Origin of the sequence: Nocardioides bruguierae (assembly GCF_023656415.1) — a bacterium.
In the GTDB taxonomy this organism is placed as follows: Bacteria; Actinomycetota; Actinomycetes; order Propionibacteriales; family Nocardioidaceae; genus Nocardioides; species Nocardioides bruguierae.
Genome location: NZ_JAMOIL010000001.1, coordinates 395,191 through 412,374 on the forward strand (window position 1 = coordinate 395,191; position 17,184 = coordinate 412,374).

Here is a 17,184-nt window from a genome sequence, read left to right on the forward strand (position 1 = left end):
CCTCAGCCCACCGCGCCGGGCTGACCTGCCGGAGCGGGCACCCGGGCGAGCAGGTCCCGGACGACCCGCTGGGGGCTCGCCTCGCTCATCCAGAGCTCGGGGCGCAGCACGAGCCGGTGGGCGAGCACCGCCTCGGCCGCCTCCTTCACGTCCTCGGGCACCACGTAGTCGCGGCCGGAGACCAGGGCCAGGGCCCTGCCGACGAGCGCGAGGGCCAGGGACCCGCGCGGTGAGGCGCCCGTGAGCAGGTCCGGGTGCTCGCGGGTCGCGGTGACGAGGGCGACGCAGTAGGCCACGATGCTCGGGTCGACCGCGACCGCCTCGACCCGCTGCTGGAGGGCGAGCAGGCCGTCGGCGTCCACGACCGTGGCGACGTCGACCTCCTCGCGACGGCGGTCCAGGCGGGCCGTGACGAGCTGCTCCTCCTCGCTGCGGGCGGGGTAGCCGAAGGAGACGCGCAGCAGGAAGCGGTCCAGCTGCGCCTCGGGCAGCGGGTAGGTGCCCTCCTGCTCGATCGGGTTGGCGGTGGCGAGCACGTGGAAGGGCGCCGGCAGCGCGAAGGTCTCACCCTCGATGGTGACCTGCCGCTCCTGCATCGCCTCCAGCAGCGCGGCCTGGGTCTTCGGCGGGGTCCGGTTGATCTCGTCGGCCAGCAGCAGCTGGGTGAACAGCGGCCCCTGCCGGAAGGAGAAGGACGAGGCGCGCGGATCGTAGACGAACGAGCCGGTCAGGTCGGCGGGCAGCAGGTCCGGCGTGAACTGGGCACGGGCGAAGTCGAGGCCCAGGGCACGGGCCAGGCTGCGCGCCGCCAGGGTCTTGCCGAGGCCGGGCAGGTCCTCCAGCAGCACGTGGCCGCCCGCGAGGACGCCGGCCAGCACCAGGCGCAGCGGCTGCTCCTTGCCCAGGACGACCCGGTCGACCTCCGCGAGGACGGCCCGGGCACGGGCGGAGACCTCGGCCAGCGTCAGGCTCTCGGACTGGTTCTCGGGCTGGTTCTCGGGCTGGTTCTCGGGCTGGTTCTCGGGGTGGCTCTCGGGGTGGCTCTCGGGGCGCGGGACGGTGCTCACTCAGATCTCCTCGAGTCGTCGGACGGTGGCGGCGAGCTCGTCGGCCCGCCAGGGTCGGTGGGGGCCGGGGGTGTCGCTTGCGTCGCTCGCGCCGGCGGCCGCCAGCAGCCGGCCGTGCACCTCGGCTCCGAGCAGGTCGGCGGCGGCAGACGCTCGCAGCACGTCGAGCGGGGTCTCACCACTCAGCCCGTGGCGCCGACGCAGGGCGTAGCCCGCGACGGCGGCCACCCGTGCCTCCAGCGCGTCGTCACCGCCACGCGAGGTCAGGTGCGTCTCGACCCGCCGGACCCAGGCCGCCAGCCGCAGGTCCATCGTCGGGGGCGGAGAACCGGGGCGGTGCTCCTCGGTCCAGCCTCCCGCGCCCACACGCATGGCGTCACCGAGCAGGAGCAGCGTGAGCAGCAGCAGCGCCACGACCAGGACCAACGGCACCAGCACCGGACCGAAGTCCAGGGCACGCAGCAGCAGCACCAGCAGCACGGAGGGAACGAGGACGAGGAGGGCACGGCGCCCCGCCGCGTCCCAGCCGTGCAGGTGCGGACGCTGCCCGCTCACGGCGCACCGTCCACACCGCCGCGGCCACGACGGGCCCGCCCCGAGCTCAGCGAGTCCTGCACCCCCTGCAGGTGCACGAGCGCGGCGGCACGCGCGCCCTCGCCGACCTCCTCGGTCGACCAGCGGGCGCGGAGGTAGAGGCCGGCCAGCCCACGCAGGTGCTCCTCGTCGACGCCCAGACGGTCCAGGACGCTCTCGGCCAGCTCGGTCGTCGTCTGCCACTCCTGGCGGGGCACGCCGGCGGCCGCGACGGCTGCCTCCACCCGGCTCCAGGCCTCGAGGACGGCACCACGTGCGTCCCCGGCCAGGACCGCCGAGACGCGGGCGTCGTGGTCCCCGACCAGCGCGGCTCGGGCGCGCTCCAGCGCCTCGTCCTCGTCGAGCCCGTCGTCGAGGCCCGCGTGCCGGTCCAGGGGCGCCGGACGACCGGCGCTGTAGGCGTGCCGGTCCCGCAGGACGGCCCACAGGGCCAGGAGGAACATGCCGATGCCGAAGGCGCTGCCGGCCAGGACGCCCACGGCGACCCAGCCGAACGGGCGCGCCTGGTCGCGCGTGACCTCGTCGGGGCTCGGCGGCGGGGGCACGGGCTGCTCCTGCTGGTCCGGGGATCGGGTGATCTCGACCCGGGTCGGGCCCGTGCCCTCCATCAGGGAGACCGGCCCGGAGGCGGTGCCGACGAGGACGGCCAGCAGCAGCAGCGCCCCCAGGCCTGCAGCGAGTCCGACGACCACCCGGCGACGGGCGCGCGGCCGCGACGGCGCGCGTACGGGTGTCTCTGACATCGCCGCCCACCCTAGCCACGCGCCAGGGCCCGCGAGTCACGCCCGTGTGACCGAGCACTCCCGTCCCACGTCGACGGCCCGGGAACAACACACCCCCGCAGGCGGTTGTCCGCGTCAATCACCTGCGTCTGGAAGGCCGTGCATGACCTCCGCTCCCCCGTCCTCCGCCGAGACCACGGCTCCCGCCCCCGGCGGCGCCGCCGGCACCCCGACCACGCCCCGCCGGGCCGCCGAGCCCCACGTCGAGGGACGCCACCCCGGCTTCTCCGTCGCCGCCCTGTGCATCGCGGGCCTCGCCGTGTCGCTCTCGCAGACGATGGTCGTCCCGATCCAGGGGCGCCTGCCCGAGCTGCTCGGCAGCACGGCGTCCGCGACCGCCTGGGTCATCACCGTGACCCTGCTGGCCGGCGCCGTGGCCATGCCGGTGGCCGGCCGCCTGGCCGACATGCTCGGCAAGCAGCGCGTCGTCGTCGCCTCCGTGGTGATGCTGCTCGTGGGCTGCGTCATCTCGGCCCTCGCGTCCTCGCTGGTCCCCATGCTCATCGGGCGAGGCCTCCAGGGCGCGGCCATGGGCCTCGTGCCCGTCGGCATCGCGCTCATGCGGCAGATCACCCCGCCGCAGATGGCCGGCCAGGCGATCGCGGCGATGTCGGCCACCCTGGGCGTCGGCGGAGCGATCGCGCTGCCGCTGTCGGCGTGGATCGTCCAGGTCGGCTCCTGGCACTGGCTGTTCTGGGTCTCCGCGGCGCTCAGCGCCGCCGTGCTCGTCTTCGTGCTCGCCGCCGTGCCGCACGTGCACGACAAGCACGAGGGCCTCACCTTCGACGTGCCCGGCGCCGTCGGCCTGACGGTCGGGCTCGTCGCCCTCCTCGTGGGCATCTCCCGCGGCTCCTCCTGGGGCTGGGGCTCGGCCTCGACCCTGGGCTGCATCATCGGCGGCGCGGTGGTCCTCGCCGCGTGGGTCGCCCTGGAGCTGCGCGTCGCCCAGCCCCTCGTCGACATCCGGACGACGGCCCGCCCGGTCGTCCTGCTGACCAACGTCGCCGCCATCGCCGTGGGCTTCGGCCTCATGGCCCAGATGGTCGCGATCCCCCAGCTGCTCCAGCTGCCCGAGGCCACCGGCGTGGGCCTGGGCCAGTCGCTCCTGGCCGCCGGCCTCTGGATGGCGCCCAGCGGTCTGATGATGATGATCTGCGCGCCCATCTCGGCCCGGATGATCGCCACCATCGGCCCGAAGCCGACGCTGGCCATCGGCGCCTTCGTGATCGGCCTCGGCTACGTCGCCGGCCGCCTGCTGATGGGCGCCCCGTGGCAGCTGCTCGTGGCCACGATCGTCATCGCCGCCGGCGTGGGCATCGCCTACGCGGCCATGCCCACCCTGGTGCTCGACGCGGTCCCCGCCGCCGAGGCCGGCTCCGCGGTCGGCGTCAACGCGCTGGCTCGCGCGATCGGCACCACCACCGCCTCCGCGGTGATCGCCACGATCATCACCAGCGACCTCGGCCCGACCGGCGCCCCCAGCGCCGACTCGTTCCACACCTCGTTCGTGGTGGGCGGCGCCGTGGCGATCCTGGGCGCGCTGGTCGCGCTCACCATCCCCGCGCGGCGTCGGCAACGCGCAGCGTGACCTCGTCCAGGCCCTGACGCACCGCAGGGTCGTCGAAGCGGAGCGGCTCCTGCCACGCGGCGGGCAGCCGCTCCGCTGCTCTCCAGGCCTCCCAGGCGGGGTCGGCGAGCGGCCAGGCCCGCGGCTCGAGCAGCTCGCGGCGCGCCTGGTCGCCCAGCGCCCGGACGGCGTCCGCCTGCGCGGCCGTGAAGTGACCGGCCGGCACCGTCGCCTCCAGCTCGTCGGCGTCCTTGAGCCAGAGCCCGTCCCCGTCGAGCCAGAGGTCGAGGACGAGGTCGCGGCTGTGCGTGCGCGCCGACCCGTCCACCGGGCGCAGGTGTGGCGCCTCGAGGTTGACGTAGTGACCGGCGAACCCGTCCGGGGCGTCGGACTCGGTGAAGTACCAGACCGACCAGGGCTTGCCCCGGGGCAGGACTCGCAGCACCCCGCGGCCCTGCCACGGACGCACCGCCGGTCGGCGCTCGACCATGAACCGCTCGACGAGCCCGCGGTCCCGCAGACCCGTCCCGTCCACGGGCAGCCGGTAGAGCGACTCGCTCCCCGTGGGCATCCACGCGACCAGGCCGTCGGCGTCGTCGGCCACCACCCGCAGCAGCGCGCAGCCCTGGCCGTACCACCAGGCGATCACGGTGCCGGGCTCCCACGGCCGGCTCTCGCCGTGGGCCACGAGCGGGTCGTCGGCGCCCCCGTGGCCGGGGTGCGGGTCGTGGAACGACGCCAGCACGGACGCGGGCGGCGCCGGCGTCGCCGGGGCCGGCCCGTCCAGCAGGACCATGCTCCCGCCGCTGGCGGACGTGGTGGTGGCCGTGCTGGTGGTGGCCGTGCTGGAGGTGGCCGTGCTGGAGGTGGCCGTGCTGGAGGTGCTGGTGTGGTCCGAGGTCACGCCTCGGACGCTACGCCAGCGCCCCCGACGCCCGGCTCGGGCCGGTGCCGAGCGTGCGCGCGTGCCCGACCCGGTGGTGGCCGGGATCGGTGGGGTCGTCGCGGCGGTAGACGCCGGTGAGCAGCTCCTGCTCCCACGCGGCGTAGCCCGGCATGCCGACGGCACGGGCGTGCGCCAGCTCCGCCTCCACGTCGTAGGGCACCCGGACGTGGGTCATCGAGAACGCCGCGTCCTCGACGCTGCCGAGCACGCCCTCCAGGACCAGGTAGACCGGCGTCGGGTCACCGACGTTGTTGCCGACGCTGCCGGTGTTGACGATCGTCCGGCCCTCGTCGGAGGTCACGAACGGCTCGTGCAGGTCGCCGTAGACGACCACGTCCGGCGCCTCGTCGGCACCGAAGAGCGTGTGCGGGCTCGCGGCGATCGCGGGGGTGTGGTCGAACAGCGCCCGCTGCTCGGCGGCCGGCGAGGAGGGTCGGACGCGGTGGTGCACCGAGTCGGCGGAGGCGTGGAACATGCGGAACCGCCGGCCCGAGAGCCACAGGTCCAGCGAGAACGGCTTGGCCAGCAGCCACGCGGCCTGGCCCGCGGCCAGCTGGCCGGCCCAGAAGTCCAGCTCGGGGGTCGGCTCGCGGTCGGGCGCGGGCAGGTAGTCGTCCCAGTTGCCCAGGACGCTGATCTCGCACCGTTCCTGCACGAGCGAGACCACCTCGGCCCCGCGCGGCCCCTTGCCGACGTCGTCCCCGAGGTTCAGCACGTGCGTGATGCCCCGGGCGTCGAGGCCGTCCAGCACCGCCTCGAGGGCGGTGAGGTTGCCGTGGACGTCGGAGATGACCGCGAGGCGATCGTGCTGCGAGGGGCTCACGACGCCAGCCTAGGCGCGTGGCTCAGGCCCGCCGGACCGCCACGAGCACGCCGATCTTGTCGATCCGGTGCTCGGGGTTGCCGAAGCGGTCCGACCAGTCGTTGCCCTCGGCGCGGTCCTCCGGGGTGCGGCAGGTGGAGAGCGTGATCATCGCCCGCGTGGCCTCGACGCCGGGCCGGCCCGGCACGGCCGCCCGCTGCGCCCGCAGCGACGCCGGCTCGCGGAAGGACGTGATGCGGGTGCGTCGCACCTCGTAGACGTAGGTGCGCCGGCCCACCGTGACCGTCACCCGGTCGCCACGTCGCACCTCGTCGAGCTCGAGGAAGGCCTGCGTGGACGAGAGCCGGTGCGCGGTCACCTGGTAGTTGCCGATCCCGCCCGGCCCGGTGCCGCCACGGGGCCCGTGCGGGCTCGCCGCCACCCCGCCGTCCTGGATCTCGGTGCCGGGCGCGTCGTCGGTCCGCCCGCGGTACGGCACGACCACCAGGTCGCGGACCCCGGCGGACGGCACGCTCAGCACTGCGCGACGCGGCCGGCCGTCGGAGGCCAGGGCGGTCGCGGGGTCGACCTCGGTCTCCGCCGAGGACGTGGCCGGGGTGTCGGGCGTGGCGGAGGCTGCCGGGGTGCCGGGGCTCGTCGCGCCCGGACCACCGGAGTCGCCGGGGTCGCCGGAGTCGCCGGCGCTCGTCGTGGCCCGGCCACCGGAGTCGGCGTCCGCGCCGGTGCAGCCTGCCGCCAGGACGGTCAGCAGGCCGACGGCGGCGAGGGCGCCCCTCAGAGGGACTCCAGGCGGGGCAGGACGTCGGCGCACAGCCGCGTCGTCCAGCCGACCGGGTCCTCGGCGGGCGGCACGAGGCAGACCATGTCGACGCCCAGGGCGGCGAGAGGCTCCATCTGCGCCACGAAGGCGTCGGGATCCGCCACCGGGTCCGCCTGCACCATCACGGTCCTGGTGATGGTGGCGGGGTCGCGGTCGAACGTCCGGCAGTGCTGCGACAGCACCTCGAGCTTGTGGGCGATCGCCTCGGGGTCGCTGCCGAACAGGTTGCAGGCGTCGGCGTACTGGGCGACCATCCGCAGCGTCTTGCGCTCCCCCGACCCGCCGATGAGCACCGGCGGGTGCGGCGTGGAGACGTTGGTCGGCCGGCTGACCGGCTCGGCCAGCGAGTAGTGCGTGCCGCTGTAGGGCGTGTCGTCGTCGGACCACATGGCCCGCGCCACCTGCAGGGTCTCCTCGAGCCGCTCGAACCGCTCCTTGAGCGGCGGGTAGGGCACGCCGAGCCCGACGTGCTCACGCTCGTACCAGGCCGCACCGATGCCGAGCATGGCCCGACCGCGGGAGAGCACGTCGAGGGTCGTCACGGTCTTCGCGAGCAGGCCCGGGTGCCGGTAGGTGACGCCGGTGACCAGCAGGCCGAGGCGCACCCGCTCGGTCAGCGCGGCGACGTGGCCGAGGGTGGTGTACCCCTCGAGCATCGGTTCGGCGGGCCCACCCAGCGGCTCCATCTGGAACCAGTGGTCCATGACGGTGAACCAGGCGGCGCCACCCTGGTCGGCCGCACGGGCGGTGCCGACCAGACGGTCGACGATCTCGGCCTGGTCGGCCCCGGAGAAGACGGCGTAGTGGATTCCGAGCTGCACGCTCCGACCGTAGCCCTCCCCGCCAACGCAGCCACTACGGTGAGGCCGTGCCCGTCCCACCCACCCCGCACCTGCGCGTGGACCCGGTGCGGCTGCGCCGCAACGTCCGGCGGGCCGCCGACCGGGCCGCCGCCGCCGGCGTCCTCCTGCGCCCGCACGCCAAGACCTACAAGTGCCTGGAGGTCGCGCGTCTCCAGCTGGCCGGCGGGGCCGCCGGTCTCACGGTGGCCACGGTCGGCGAGGCCGAGGTCCTCGTGCGGGCCGGCGTGCGCGACCTGTTCCTGGCCTACCCCGTCTGGGTCGACGACGACCGCGCCGACCGGCTGCGCGCGCTGGCCGAGCACGCCCGGGTCGCGATCGGGGTGGACTCGGTGATGGGCGCCGCCAACAGCGGCCGACGCCTGGGCGGCTCGGGCGTCGAGGTGCTCGTGGAGATCGACTCCGGCCACCACCGCACGGGCGTGGCGCCCGCGGACGCGGGCGAGGTGGCCGCGGCCGCTGCCCGTGCCGGGCTGCCGGTGCGCGGCGCGTTCACCTTCCCGGGGCACTCCTACTCCCCGGACGCGCCCGGTGCCGCGGCCGTCGCGGAGCGCGAGGCGCTGCTGGCGGCCCGGCTGTCGATGGAGGCAGCGGGCGTCCCCGTCCACGTGCTCTCCGGGGGGTCCACCCCCTCATTGGCAGCATCGTTGGACGCGGCCCTGGGCGGGTCCTCGGGCGGATCCTTGGGAGCGCCCCCCGGTGCCTCCGGTCCGGGCGACGCCGGGGCGGACGATCCCGGGCTCGCGCGCGTGCAGTGGGAGCAGCGTCCCGGCGTCTACGTCTTCAACGACGCCCAGCAGTGGGAGCTGGGCACCTGCGAGCCCGGGGACGTGGCGCTGACCGCACGCGCCACGGTGGTCAGCCACGCCTCGGGTCGCCTCGTGCTGGACTCCGGGTCCAAGGTGCTCGGCGCCGACCGGGCACCGTGGGCCACCGGCTGGGGCCGCCTGCTCGAGCGCCCGGACGCACGGATCGTCCAGCTCTCCGAGCACCACGCCGTCGTCGAGATGGAGGGGGTGCTCCCCCGCGTCGGCACCCAGGTGGACGTGGTGCCCAACCACGTGTGCAACGCCGTGAACCTCGCGGACGCCCTCTGGGCCGACGAGCACGGCGGCCTGCACCGGTGGCCGGTGGCCGCCCGCGGGCTCAACGGCTGAGCCGCCCACCTACGATCGGCGCCATGACGCCCCGCACCCGCCTCCGTCGCAGCCTCGCCACCTCCGCCGTCCTGCTGGGCCTCACGTCCGCGCTGGCCGCGTGCGGCGGCGACGAGCCCTCGGACGACGCCGGCGCATCGGCCTCGGCCTCGGCCTCGGCATCGGCATCGGCCGACAGCAGCGGGGACGGGCGCAGCGGCACCATCGAGGCCGCCGGCGACGGCTGCGGCTACTACGAGACCGGTGACGCCGCGCGCGACGTCGAGCTGCCGCCCGCCGAGCCGACCGTGTCGGGGTCGGTGACCGCGGTGCTGCACACCAACTACGGCGACCTCACCCTCACCCTCGACGCGGACGGCAAGCCGTGCACGGTCGGGTCGTTCGTGTCGCTGGCCGAGCAGGGCTTCTACGACGAGACGCCGTGCCCCCGCGTCACCACCTACGACACCTTCGGGGTGCTCCAGTGCGGCGACCCGACGGGTCTGACCAGCGGCGGGCCGGGCTACCTCATCCCCGACGAGATCGACGGCACCGAGACCTACGAGCGTGGTGTGGTGGCCATGGCGAACGCGGACAGCGCCAACACCGCTGGGTCGCAGTTCTTCCTCGTCTACACCGACAGCGACCTGGCCCCCGACTACACCGTCTTCGGCACCATCGACGACGCCGGCCTGGCGGTGCTCGACGAGATCGGCGAGGCGGGCGTCGAGGGTGGCGCGCAGGACGGCGCCCCGGCCCAGGCCGTGGACATCGAGTCGGTCACCATCGGCTGACGCCCCGGGCCACGGCGCCTTTCACGGTGCCGGTCACTCCCCCGTCGTCCGGTAGCGGACGTGGTCACCGACGGTGACCGTGCGCCCGACGGTGCACAGCCGGTCCTCGATCATCCGCACGGTGCGCTCGAGCACCGCGCGCGCCGCGTCCCCGGCCTCGCCGTCGGGGAACGCGACGTCGAAGGTGACCTGGAGGTCGCTCATCCGGTTGCCCTGCTCGTCGCGGATCTTGTGCCCCTCGGCGCGGGCCCGCAGCGACGTGGCGGGCGCCCGCTTGCCGGTGATGAGCGCGAGGTCGATGGCGCCGCAGCCGGCCAGGGCGGCCAGCAGCAGCTCCACCGGGGTGAAGTCGGCGTCGTCGCCCGCACCGACCCGCAGCTCACCGCCACGGCGGTTGGTGGCGCGGTAGTGGTCGGGGTCGGTCTGCTCGAGGTCGACCCAGCGGTGCGTGGGTTCGTGGACGACGGCGTCGGCGGCGGTCAGGTCAGGGGCCATGAGCCGAGCATGGCACCGACGGCCGCGTCCGCCACGGGCCGGTCGACACGCCCGGGTGAGGCCGTCGGCTTGAGTGTGTCGCCGTCGTCCGCAACGGTGGTGTCGTCACTGCACCCGATCGGAAGGCGAGTCCATGCTCACCCTCACCGAGAACGCGACGACCATCCTCAACCAGCTCAGCGCCTCGCCCGAGCTGCCCGACTCCGCCGGCCTGCGGATCACCTCCGAGAACGAGGCCGACCCCAGCTTCTCCGCGACCATGGCCACCGCCGCCGAGCCCGGCGACCAGGTCGTCGAGCAGGGCGGCACCACCGTCTACCTCGACGAGCGCGCCGCCCAGGTGCTCGACGACAAGATCCTCGACGCCTCCGTCGACCAGCAGGGTCAGGTCGAGTTCGCCCTGGGCGTGCAGGGCTGACGCCCCACACCGAGCACGAGGACCGGTCACCGGTCGCAGCACGAGCCCCCGGCACCACGGTGCCGGGGGCTCGTGCGTTGCGGGGTCAGCGACGCGGGGTCAGGAGCGCCGGGTCAGCGACGCGGGGTCGAGACCGAGATGTACTGCCCGCCCCGGACGATGCCCTGGCGCGGCAGGTCCGCGACCACGGTGGTCCGCCCGGCGCCGCGCATGCGCAGCTCCAGCTGGACCTGGTCGTTGCGGACGCGGTCCTCGACCTTCTGGGCGAACTTCTCGATGGTGCCGGCGCGGCTGCGCTGGTAGACGCTGTCGCCGCCACGCACGTAGAGGTAGCCCCAGCCGCGACCGGTGTCGTCGATGTCCACCGACAGCGGCAGCCGGGCCGTGCGGTCGCCGTTGCGGACCACCACGCGCAGCTTGAGGGTGCCCTCCGTGACCTTGAGGGTCTTGCGGTCGCTCACCGGCGTCCACTCGCCGCCCTTGCGCTGGTCGACGCGGAGGATCGACCAGCTCTGCGCCTCCGTCGAGACCTGCTCGGCGGTGACGTCGACGGCGTCGACCTCGACCCCGTCGATGCGGTTCAGGTAGTAGGCGAGCGTGGCGACCTCGTCGGCGGCCTGGTAGCTGCTCCACCAGCTGGAGCCGGCGAAGACGTTGCTGCCGGAGAAGGCGAACGGCTCGCCGTCGGCGGTGCCCGTCATCGTCCAGGCCTGCTCCTGCGTGCCCATCGGGTCGCCGTCGAGCACGACGTCGGTGCCGGTGTAGCCGGAGTAGAACACCACGTCCGGCAGGTAGTCGGACTCGTAGACGTCGGTCGACAGGTCCTGGGTGGTGCTGCCGGCGGTGAAGGCGCTGGTGACGGTGGCGGCGTCGGGCAGGGTGCCCAGCGTGCCGGTGATGCCGGTCATCCGGTCCTGCTCGATGGTGCCGACCGGGTCGCCGATGTTGGCGACCTTGAACGGCGCCCACGCCGAGTCCGGCTGCACGTAGACGGCGTCGGCCGGGTGCAGGCCGTAGGTGACCTCGCCGCCCTGGATGAGCGGGTGGCCGAAGCCGACCAGCTCGCCGCCGCAGACCGACGTGGTGGTGCCGACGCCGGCCATGGTGATGTCGCCGTAGGCGACCGAGGCGGCCAGGTTGCCGCCGGCGGCGACGTCGTCGACGGTCACGTCCGCGGCGCGGGCTCCGACGGTGCCGTCGGCGGAGAAGGTGCGGCTGCGCAGGGTCAGGCCGTGCTTGGCCGCGGCCTTGCGCACGCGCCCGAGCTCGGAGGTGTCGACGCCGGAGAGCGTCAGGCCGGAGCGGAGGATGCGGAAGCCGCGCTCGGCGTCGGTGCGGCTGGTGCCGGCGTCCGCGCGGGCGATCTGCTGGGCGGTCTTGCCGTCCACGCCGACCCGTGCGGGGGCGGTGGGCATGTGGGTGTCCATGTCGGCGTAGGGGGTGACGCCGGCGATCGGGCTGGGTCCGTAGGAGAGGCCGTAGGCCACGGCGCCGACGATGTTGCCGTCGGCCGGGTCGCCCAGGTAGACCGGCGAGCCCGACATGCCCTGCCAGATGCCGCCGATCTCGTCCATGGCCGGGTTGGCGCCGGCGCCGCCGAAGTCGATCATCACCATGTCCACGCCGGGGGCGATGCCGTCGGTGATGACGCCGAGGACCGTGCCGGGGAACTCCTCGGGGGTGGTGCCGGCGGTGACGCTCAGGGCGGTGACGGCGTCACCGCGGCTCAGGCCGCTGACGTCGACAGGGCTGGCGCAGTCGGCGGCAGCGTCGGCGACGGCGGGGGTGCCGAGACCGGTGACGGCGAGGGGGGTCAGCAGCAGCACGCCAACGGTGGCAGCGGCGGCCAGGCCACGAGAGGGGGAGAGTGCACGCGACATCGCGGCTTCCTTCCTGGAGGGACGCCCGAGCGGCGTCTTCAATGCTCAGACGCGCAGCATGACGGTTCGGTTGCCTGCGCGAGCAGAAATCCGCAGAAATGTTCGCAAAGCGCTGACAGGCGTGTCCCCCACCACCGGACGGCCCCACCCTCCCCCGCCGCCCGGCGCGGCACTAGCCTCGCCTCGTGCCCGACCAGTCCCCCGCCTCCGGTCCCGGATCGGCCGCGGAGCCCGGCCGTCCCCTGTCCCTGCGCCGCATCGAGGCGGTCCACCGCGCCGACCTCCTGGAGGTCGAGTCCTACGACCTGACCCTGGACCTGACGACGAGCGAGGAGACCTTCGACTCGCTCACGCGGATCGTGGTGACCTCGGCCGGCGGCCGCACGTTCCTCGACCTCAAGCCCACGTCCCTGCGCTCGGTGCACGTGGACGGTGCGCCGCTGGACGTCGCGCTGCTCCAGCGGGGCCGCCTCCCGCTCGACCTGCCCGCCGGCCGGCACGAGGTCGTCGTCGACGCCGTCATGCCGTTCCGCAACGACGGCGAGGGCCTGCACCGCTCCGTGGACCCCGCCGACGGCCGCCACTACGTCTACGGCATGTCCTTCATGGACGCCGCCCCCACCGTGTTCGCCTGCTTCGACCAGCCCGACCTCAAGGCGCCGTACACGCTCCACGTCACCGCACCGCAGGAGTGGACCGTCGTCGGCAACGGGGCCGCCACGCAGGTGGAGCCGGGCCGCTGGGAGCTGGCCACGACGCAGCCGCTCTCCACCTACTTCGTCACCCTGGTCGCCGGGCCCTACCACGTCGTCCGGGACACCCACGACGGCATTCCGCTCGGCCTGTCCGCCCGCGCCAGCCTCGCCGGCGCCCTCGAGGCGGACGCCGAGGAGCTGCTGACCCTCACCCGCCAGTGCTTCGACGAGTTCCACCGCCTCTTCGGCATCCGCTACCCGTTCGGCGAGTACCACCAGGCGTTCGTGCCGGAGTTCAACGCCGGAGCCATGGAGAACCCGGGCTGCGTCACGTTCCGCGACACCCTCGTCTTCTCCAGCCGCACCACCCGCGGCATGCGCACCCAGCGCGCCATCACGGTGGCGCACGAGATGGCGCACCAGTGGTTCGGCAACATCGTCACCCCGCGCTGGTGGGACGACCTGTGGCTCAACGAGTCCTTCGCGGAGTACATGGGCAACCGCGTGACGGCGTCCGTCACCCAGTTCGACGAGGCCTGGGTGCTCAACTCCTTCCAGCGCCGCCAGTGGGGCCTGCTCGCCGACCAGCGCCCGACCACCCACCCGGTGGCGGGCAACGGCGCCGACGACGCGCTCGAGGCGCTGCAGAGCTTCGACGGGATCTCCTACGCCAAGGGCTCGGCGATCCTGCGCCAGCTCAACGCGCGTCTGGGCGACGACGTCTTCCTCGCCGGGGCCGTGGACCACTTCACGCGGCACCGCTTCGGCAACGCCACCATGCACGACCTCCTCGGCTCCTGGGAGCGCGCCGGAGCCGCCGACCTCGGCACCTTCTCCGACGCCTGGCTCACCACCGCCGGCCCGGACCTGCTCGAGGTCGACCGCACCGCGGGCGTCCTGCGACGCACGGCCCCGGCCACCGCCGAGGGCGTGGCGCCGGCCGAGCGCACGCACGCCGTGAGCCTCCTCGTCGCCGCTCCCGGCGACGGCGCCGAGGGCGGCAGCGTGCACGAGGTGCGGGTGGACGCGGCGCAGGTGCCGGTCACCGTGCCGGACGGCGGCGTGGTGCTGCTCGACCCGGTGGAGGCCACGTGGGCGGCGACGCTGCCCGACGCCACCACGGTGCCGCTGCTGCCGGCCCTGGTCTCGGCGACCGAGGACGCGCGGGTGCGCGCCGCGGTCTGGAACCAGCTGCGCTCCGGCGTGCACCACGCCCGGGTGGACCCCGACGCGGCCGTCGACCTCGCCGAGGCCTGGCTGCCGGTCGAGACGGTCGACGCGGGCCTCGTCTACACGTTCCCCTGGGTGCTCAGCTACCTCCCGCACACCAGCGACCCCGCCTCGTCCGCCGACCGGCTGCAGGAGGCCGCACTGGTGGCCGCGCGCGGCGCGGAGCCGGGCTCGCCGCTGCAGCTCGCGGCGTTCCAGTCCGCGATCGGGGCCTGCCGCGCCGCCGACCTGCTCGTCGCGTGGCTCGGCGGCGAGCGGCTGCCGGAGGGCGTGGACGTGGACCTGGAGCTGCGCTGGCGGCTGCTGGTGCGGCTCGCGGCGCTGGGCGCGACCGACCGGGCCGCGCTCGACGCCGCGCTGGACGCGGAGCCGACCGCGGTCTCCCGGGTCGAGCACACCCGGGCCGTGGCGTCGCTGCCGACGGCCGAGGCCAAGACGTTCGCCTGGGAGCGGCTCACCGGCGCGGTGAGCGTGCCCAACTACGAGCTTACCGCGGCCGGCGACGGCCTGTGGCGCAGCGGCACCGACGGGCCCGACGGCGTGGCGCTGCCCTACGTGCAGGAGTTCGCAGCCCTGGTGCCGACCCTGCCGGACGTGCACAGCGGCTGGGTGCTCGCCACCGCGGTCGAGGCGTTCTACCCGCGCTCGTCGGTGACGGCGGGGACGGTGGCGGCCATGACGACCCTCGCGGCTCGCGACGACCTCGACGGCTCGGTGCGCCGACGGCTGCTCGACGCCACCGACGAGCTCACCCACCGGCTCGCCGTGCGCCGGGCCTTCCGCGGGGAGGACTGACCCCGGTGAGCGGCCCCGACCTGCCGCCCGACCTGCCGCACGACCTGCGCGCCTCCCTGCCCCGCCCGCCGGGGCCGACGACCCGGCGCCGGGTCGCCGAGCACCGCGTGGGCGAGGACGGGGCGGAGCTGGTGCGGCGGCACGAGGACCGGCTGGTCACCGAGGAGCCGCTGGAGCTGCGGGGCACCTGGCCCGGCCAGCCCGGACGCCGGCTGTGGGTCACCATGCGCACCCCCGGCCACGACTTCGAGCTGGCCGCGGGCTGGGCGCGGCACGAGGGACTCTTCGACGACCGCGACGTGGCCGAGGGGGCCCTGGCCGCGGTCGCCTACTGCACCGACGTCGACCTCGAGCCCGAGGAGGCGTTCAACGTCGTGACCCTGCGGCTGGCCCGGGCCCCGCGCAGCGAGCCATCGGCGCGGCACGACGCGCTCTCGGCGGGCTCCAGCGCCTGCGGGGTGTGCGGCGCCGACTCGGTGGCCGACGCCCTCTCCGGGGTCACCGGGGCCGGGTGGGACGGCGAGCGCCCCGGCGCCACCGTCGTCCGGGGGCTGCCGGACCGGTTGCGGGAGGCGCAGCAGGTCTTCGCCCGCACCGGCGCCTCGCACGCGGCCGGCCTGGCCACCGCCGACGGCGAGCTCCTGGTGGTGCGCGAGGACGTCGGGCGCCACAACGCGCTCGACAAGGTCACCGGTGCCCGGGTGCTGGCCGGAGAGCCGGCCGCGGGCGCCTGCCTCGTGGTGAGCGGCCGCATCGGCTTCGAGCTGGTGCAGAAGGCCGTGGCGGCCGGGGTCGGCGCCCTGGTGGCGGTGGGTGCGCCCACGTCGCTGTCCGTGCGGCTCGCGGCCGAGCACGGCCTGGACCTGTGGGGCTTCACCGGCCCGCGCCGGGCCGTGCGCTACGCCTGAGGCCGACCTCGGCTCGGGCAACCGGGTCCGGACGCACGACGAGGGCCGGTCCCGCGACGCTCCCCAGCACGCGGGTCCGGCCCTCGTCACTACCAGGCCTGTGGCGCAACCCCCCAGCCCGCCACATGACCTCGTCAGGTCCGTGCGCCCGCCGGAGCGGACGACCTCGGTGCGACCAGTGAACCGTTCCAACACGGCCAGGTCACGCGCTTTCGCAGCCCCTTCACGCAGGACGGGACCTTGGTCCCTGGCCGGAGAGACCCTGGTCCCGGACGTCGCGCAGTCGGGCGCCGACGGCGGCCGCGCACCGCTCCCCCGACAACCACGCGGCCTCCACCCGCGGCTTCCTGGACCAGCCGTCCCCGCAGGCCGCCACCGCACCGTGCGCGACGGGGTGCAGCCAGTAGGCCGCGTCGTGCCCGTCGACCGGCCGCGCCAGCCCCCAGCGGTGCACCCAGGCGTCCTCGGGCGCGGGCACCCCGAGCAGCTCGGTCAGTGCCTCGAGCACCGGGCCGAGCGCGGCCCCGGGGTCGTCCAGGTGGTCGCGGGCGAGCCCGGGGGTCGAGTGCGCGACGAGCACCGGGGCGTCGTCGCCCCGGCGTCGGCCGTCGTCGGCCACCCAGGAGAGCACCGGGTGGTCGTTGACGAACAGGCCGTCCGGCAGGTCCGACCAGCACCGCTGCGGCCAGCGTGCGGCGACCGCCATGATGGGCTCGCTCTCCCCGTCCAGGGCCGTGCCGGCGTCCCTGAAACCGGGGCCGAGCAGGCGCCGCGCCTGGGTGTCGGGCATCGCCAGCACGACCCCGTCCCAGGTCTCGCCGTCGACCACCGGGCGGCCGTCGGGGCCGGCGTCGACGCGCTCCACGGTGACGTCGAGGTGGACGTCGAGGTGCCGGGCGAGGTCCTCGGCGAGGCCGCGCAGGCCACCGGGCGCCGCCCAGCGCACGGGTCCGGTCGTGGTGCGGCGGGACGCGGCCTCGGCCACCCCGAAGGTGTCGGTCCAGCGGCGGGCCAGCCCGGCGACCTCCCACGCGGCCACCACCTGGTCGAAGCCCTCGCGCGCTCCCTCCTCGGAGACGGTGAGGTAGGACGCGCCGTGGTCGACGGGCCTGCCGTCCCAGGTGCGCGACGCCAGGCGTCCACCGACCCGTCGTCCCCGGTCGACGACCCGCACCTGGAGCCCCTCGCGGTGCAGGGCCCGCGCCGTCGCGAGCCCGGCGACGCCGGCCCCCACCACGAGCACGCGGGCGGGCGCCCCGTCACGAGCGCCCTCGGGCGGCGGGGTCAGGTCGTCGGCTGCGTCACGAGGCTCCACGCCCTCCACCTTCTCCCGTCGCTGGTCGGCGTGGGTCCACCCCGTTGTCGGTGGCGGCC

The 17,184-nt window shown here is 75.2% G+C and carries 16 protein-coding genes; 6 read left to right on the forward strand and 10 right to left on the reverse strand.

Annotated features, from left to right (window positions below; translation table 11 throughout):
* Positions 1–2: 2 nt before the first annotated feature.
* From M8330_RS01955 to M8330_RS01965, 3 genes are read right to left on the reverse strand one after another with little or no spacing between them, the layout of a single operon-like run.
* A complete protein-coding gene (locus M8330_RS01955) occupies positions 3–1,067 on the reverse strand; it encodes an AAA family ATPase (protein WP_308196221.1) in 1,065 nt (354 codons plus the stop codon).
* A complete protein-coding gene (locus M8330_RS01960; RefSeq protein ID WP_250825958.1) occupies positions 1,068–1,622 on the reverse strand; it encodes a hypothetical protein in 555 nt (184 codons plus the stop codon).
* Positions 1,619–2,404 carry a DUF4129 domain-containing protein gene (locus M8330_RS01965; RefSeq protein WP_250825959.1) on the reverse strand — a complete coding sequence of 262 codons (786 nt, stop codon included), beginning with the start codon at positions 2,402–2,404 and terminating at the stop codon, positions 1,619–1,621. The genes M8330_RS01960 and M8330_RS01965 overlap by 4 nt, the downstream gene beginning before the upstream one ends.
* A 142-nt stretch (positions 2,405–2,546) precedes the next feature.
* Between M8330_RS01965 and M8330_RS01970 the strand changes: the two genes are divergently transcribed.
* Positions 2,547–4,031: an MFS transporter gene (locus M8330_RS01970; protein ID WP_250825960.1), complete on the forward strand. Its 1,485-nt coding sequence runs from the start codon at positions 2,547–2,549 to the stop codon at positions 4,029–4,031.
* On the opposite strand, the gene M8330_RS22295 is transcribed toward M8330_RS01970, so the two are convergent.
* The 4 genes from M8330_RS22295 to M8330_RS01990 are packed head-to-tail and all read right to left on the reverse strand — an operon-like array spanning position 3,994 to position 7,420.
* Positions 3,994–4,914 carry a DUF402 domain-containing protein gene (locus M8330_RS22295; protein WP_250825961.1) on the reverse strand — a complete coding sequence of 307 codons (921 nt, stop codon included), beginning with the start codon at positions 4,912–4,914 and terminating at the stop codon, positions 3,994–3,996. The genes M8330_RS01970 and M8330_RS22295 overlap by 38 nt on opposite strands.
* A 10-nt stretch (positions 4,915–4,924) precedes the next feature.
* Complete coding sequence (locus tag M8330_RS01980) at positions 4,925–5,779, reverse strand: metallophosphoesterase family protein (protein ID WP_250825962.1); 855 nt, start codon at positions 5,777–5,779, stop codon at positions 4,925–4,927.
* 22 nt (positions 5,780–5,801) lie between these two features.
* Positions 5,802–6,590, reverse strand: coding sequence for a sortase domain-containing protein (locus M8330_RS01985; RefSeq protein WP_250825963.1), 789 nt, complete (start codon positions 6,588–6,590; stop codon positions 5,802–5,804).
* On the reverse strand, positions 6,554–7,420 hold the full coding sequence (locus M8330_RS01990) for an LLM class F420-dependent oxidoreductase (protein ID WP_250825964.1): 867 nt from the start codon (positions 7,418–7,420) through the stop codon (positions 6,554–6,556). Before M8330_RS01990 ends, M8330_RS01985 begins: the two co-directional genes overlap by 37 nt.
* A gap of 47 nt (positions 7,421–7,467) precedes the next feature.
* Between M8330_RS01990 and M8330_RS01995 the strand changes: the two genes are divergently transcribed.
* Positions 7,468–8,616, forward strand: a complete 1,149-nt coding sequence (locus M8330_RS01995; RefSeq protein ID WP_250825965.1) for an alanine racemase — start codon at positions 7,468–7,470, stop codon at positions 8,614–8,616.
* A gap of 23 nt (positions 8,617–8,639) precedes the next feature.
* Complete coding sequence (locus M8330_RS02000) at positions 8,640–9,389, forward strand: peptidylprolyl isomerase (protein WP_250825966.1); 750 nt, start codon at positions 8,640–8,642, stop codon at positions 9,387–9,389.
* 33 nt (positions 9,390–9,422) lie between these two features.
* Here the strand turns inward: M8330_RS02000 and M8330_RS02005 are convergent, their stop codons facing one another.
* On the reverse strand, positions 9,423–9,884 hold the full coding sequence (locus M8330_RS02005; protein ID WP_250825967.1) for an OsmC family protein: 462 nt from the start codon (positions 9,882–9,884) through the stop codon (positions 9,423–9,425).
* A gap of 133 nt (positions 9,885–10,017) precedes the next feature.
* On the opposite strand from M8330_RS02005, the gene M8330_RS02010 reads away from it, so the two are divergent.
* Positions 10,018–10,302: a Fe-S cluster assembly protein HesB gene (locus M8330_RS02010; RefSeq protein WP_250054562.1), complete on the forward strand. Its 285-nt coding sequence runs from the start codon at positions 10,018–10,020 to the stop codon at positions 10,300–10,302.
* Between the two features lie 113 nt (positions 10,303–10,415).
* Here M8330_RS02010 and M8330_RS02015 read toward each other — a convergent pair whose 3' ends face one another.
* Positions 10,416–12,182, reverse strand: a complete 1,767-nt coding sequence (locus tag M8330_RS02015; RefSeq protein ID WP_250826047.1) for a hypothetical protein — start codon at positions 12,180–12,182, stop codon at positions 10,416–10,418.
* A gap of 185 nt (positions 12,183–12,367) precedes the next feature.
* Here M8330_RS02015 and pepN point away from each other — a divergent pair, with 185 nt between their 5' ends.
* Together pepN and M8330_RS02025 are read left to right on the forward strand one after the other, a co-directional pair.
* Positions 12,368–14,902, forward strand: coding sequence for an aminopeptidase N (gene pepN / locus M8330_RS02020; protein ID WP_250825968.1), 2,535 nt, complete (start codon positions 12,368–12,370; stop codon positions 14,900–14,902).
* Between the two features lie 5 nt (positions 14,903–14,907).
* Positions 14,908–15,810, forward strand: a complete 903-nt coding sequence (locus M8330_RS02025) for a formate dehydrogenase accessory sulfurtransferase FdhD (RefSeq protein WP_250825969.1) — start codon at positions 14,908–14,910, stop codon at positions 15,808–15,810.
* A 223-nt stretch (positions 15,811–16,033) separates the two neighbouring features.
* On the opposite strand, the gene M8330_RS02030 is transcribed toward M8330_RS02025, so the two are convergent.
* Positions 16,034–17,125, reverse strand: coding sequence for an NAD(P)/FAD-dependent oxidoreductase (locus M8330_RS02030; protein WP_250825970.1), 1,092 nt, complete (start codon positions 17,123–17,125; stop codon positions 16,034–16,036).
* Positions 17,126–17,184: the final 59 nt, after the last annotated feature.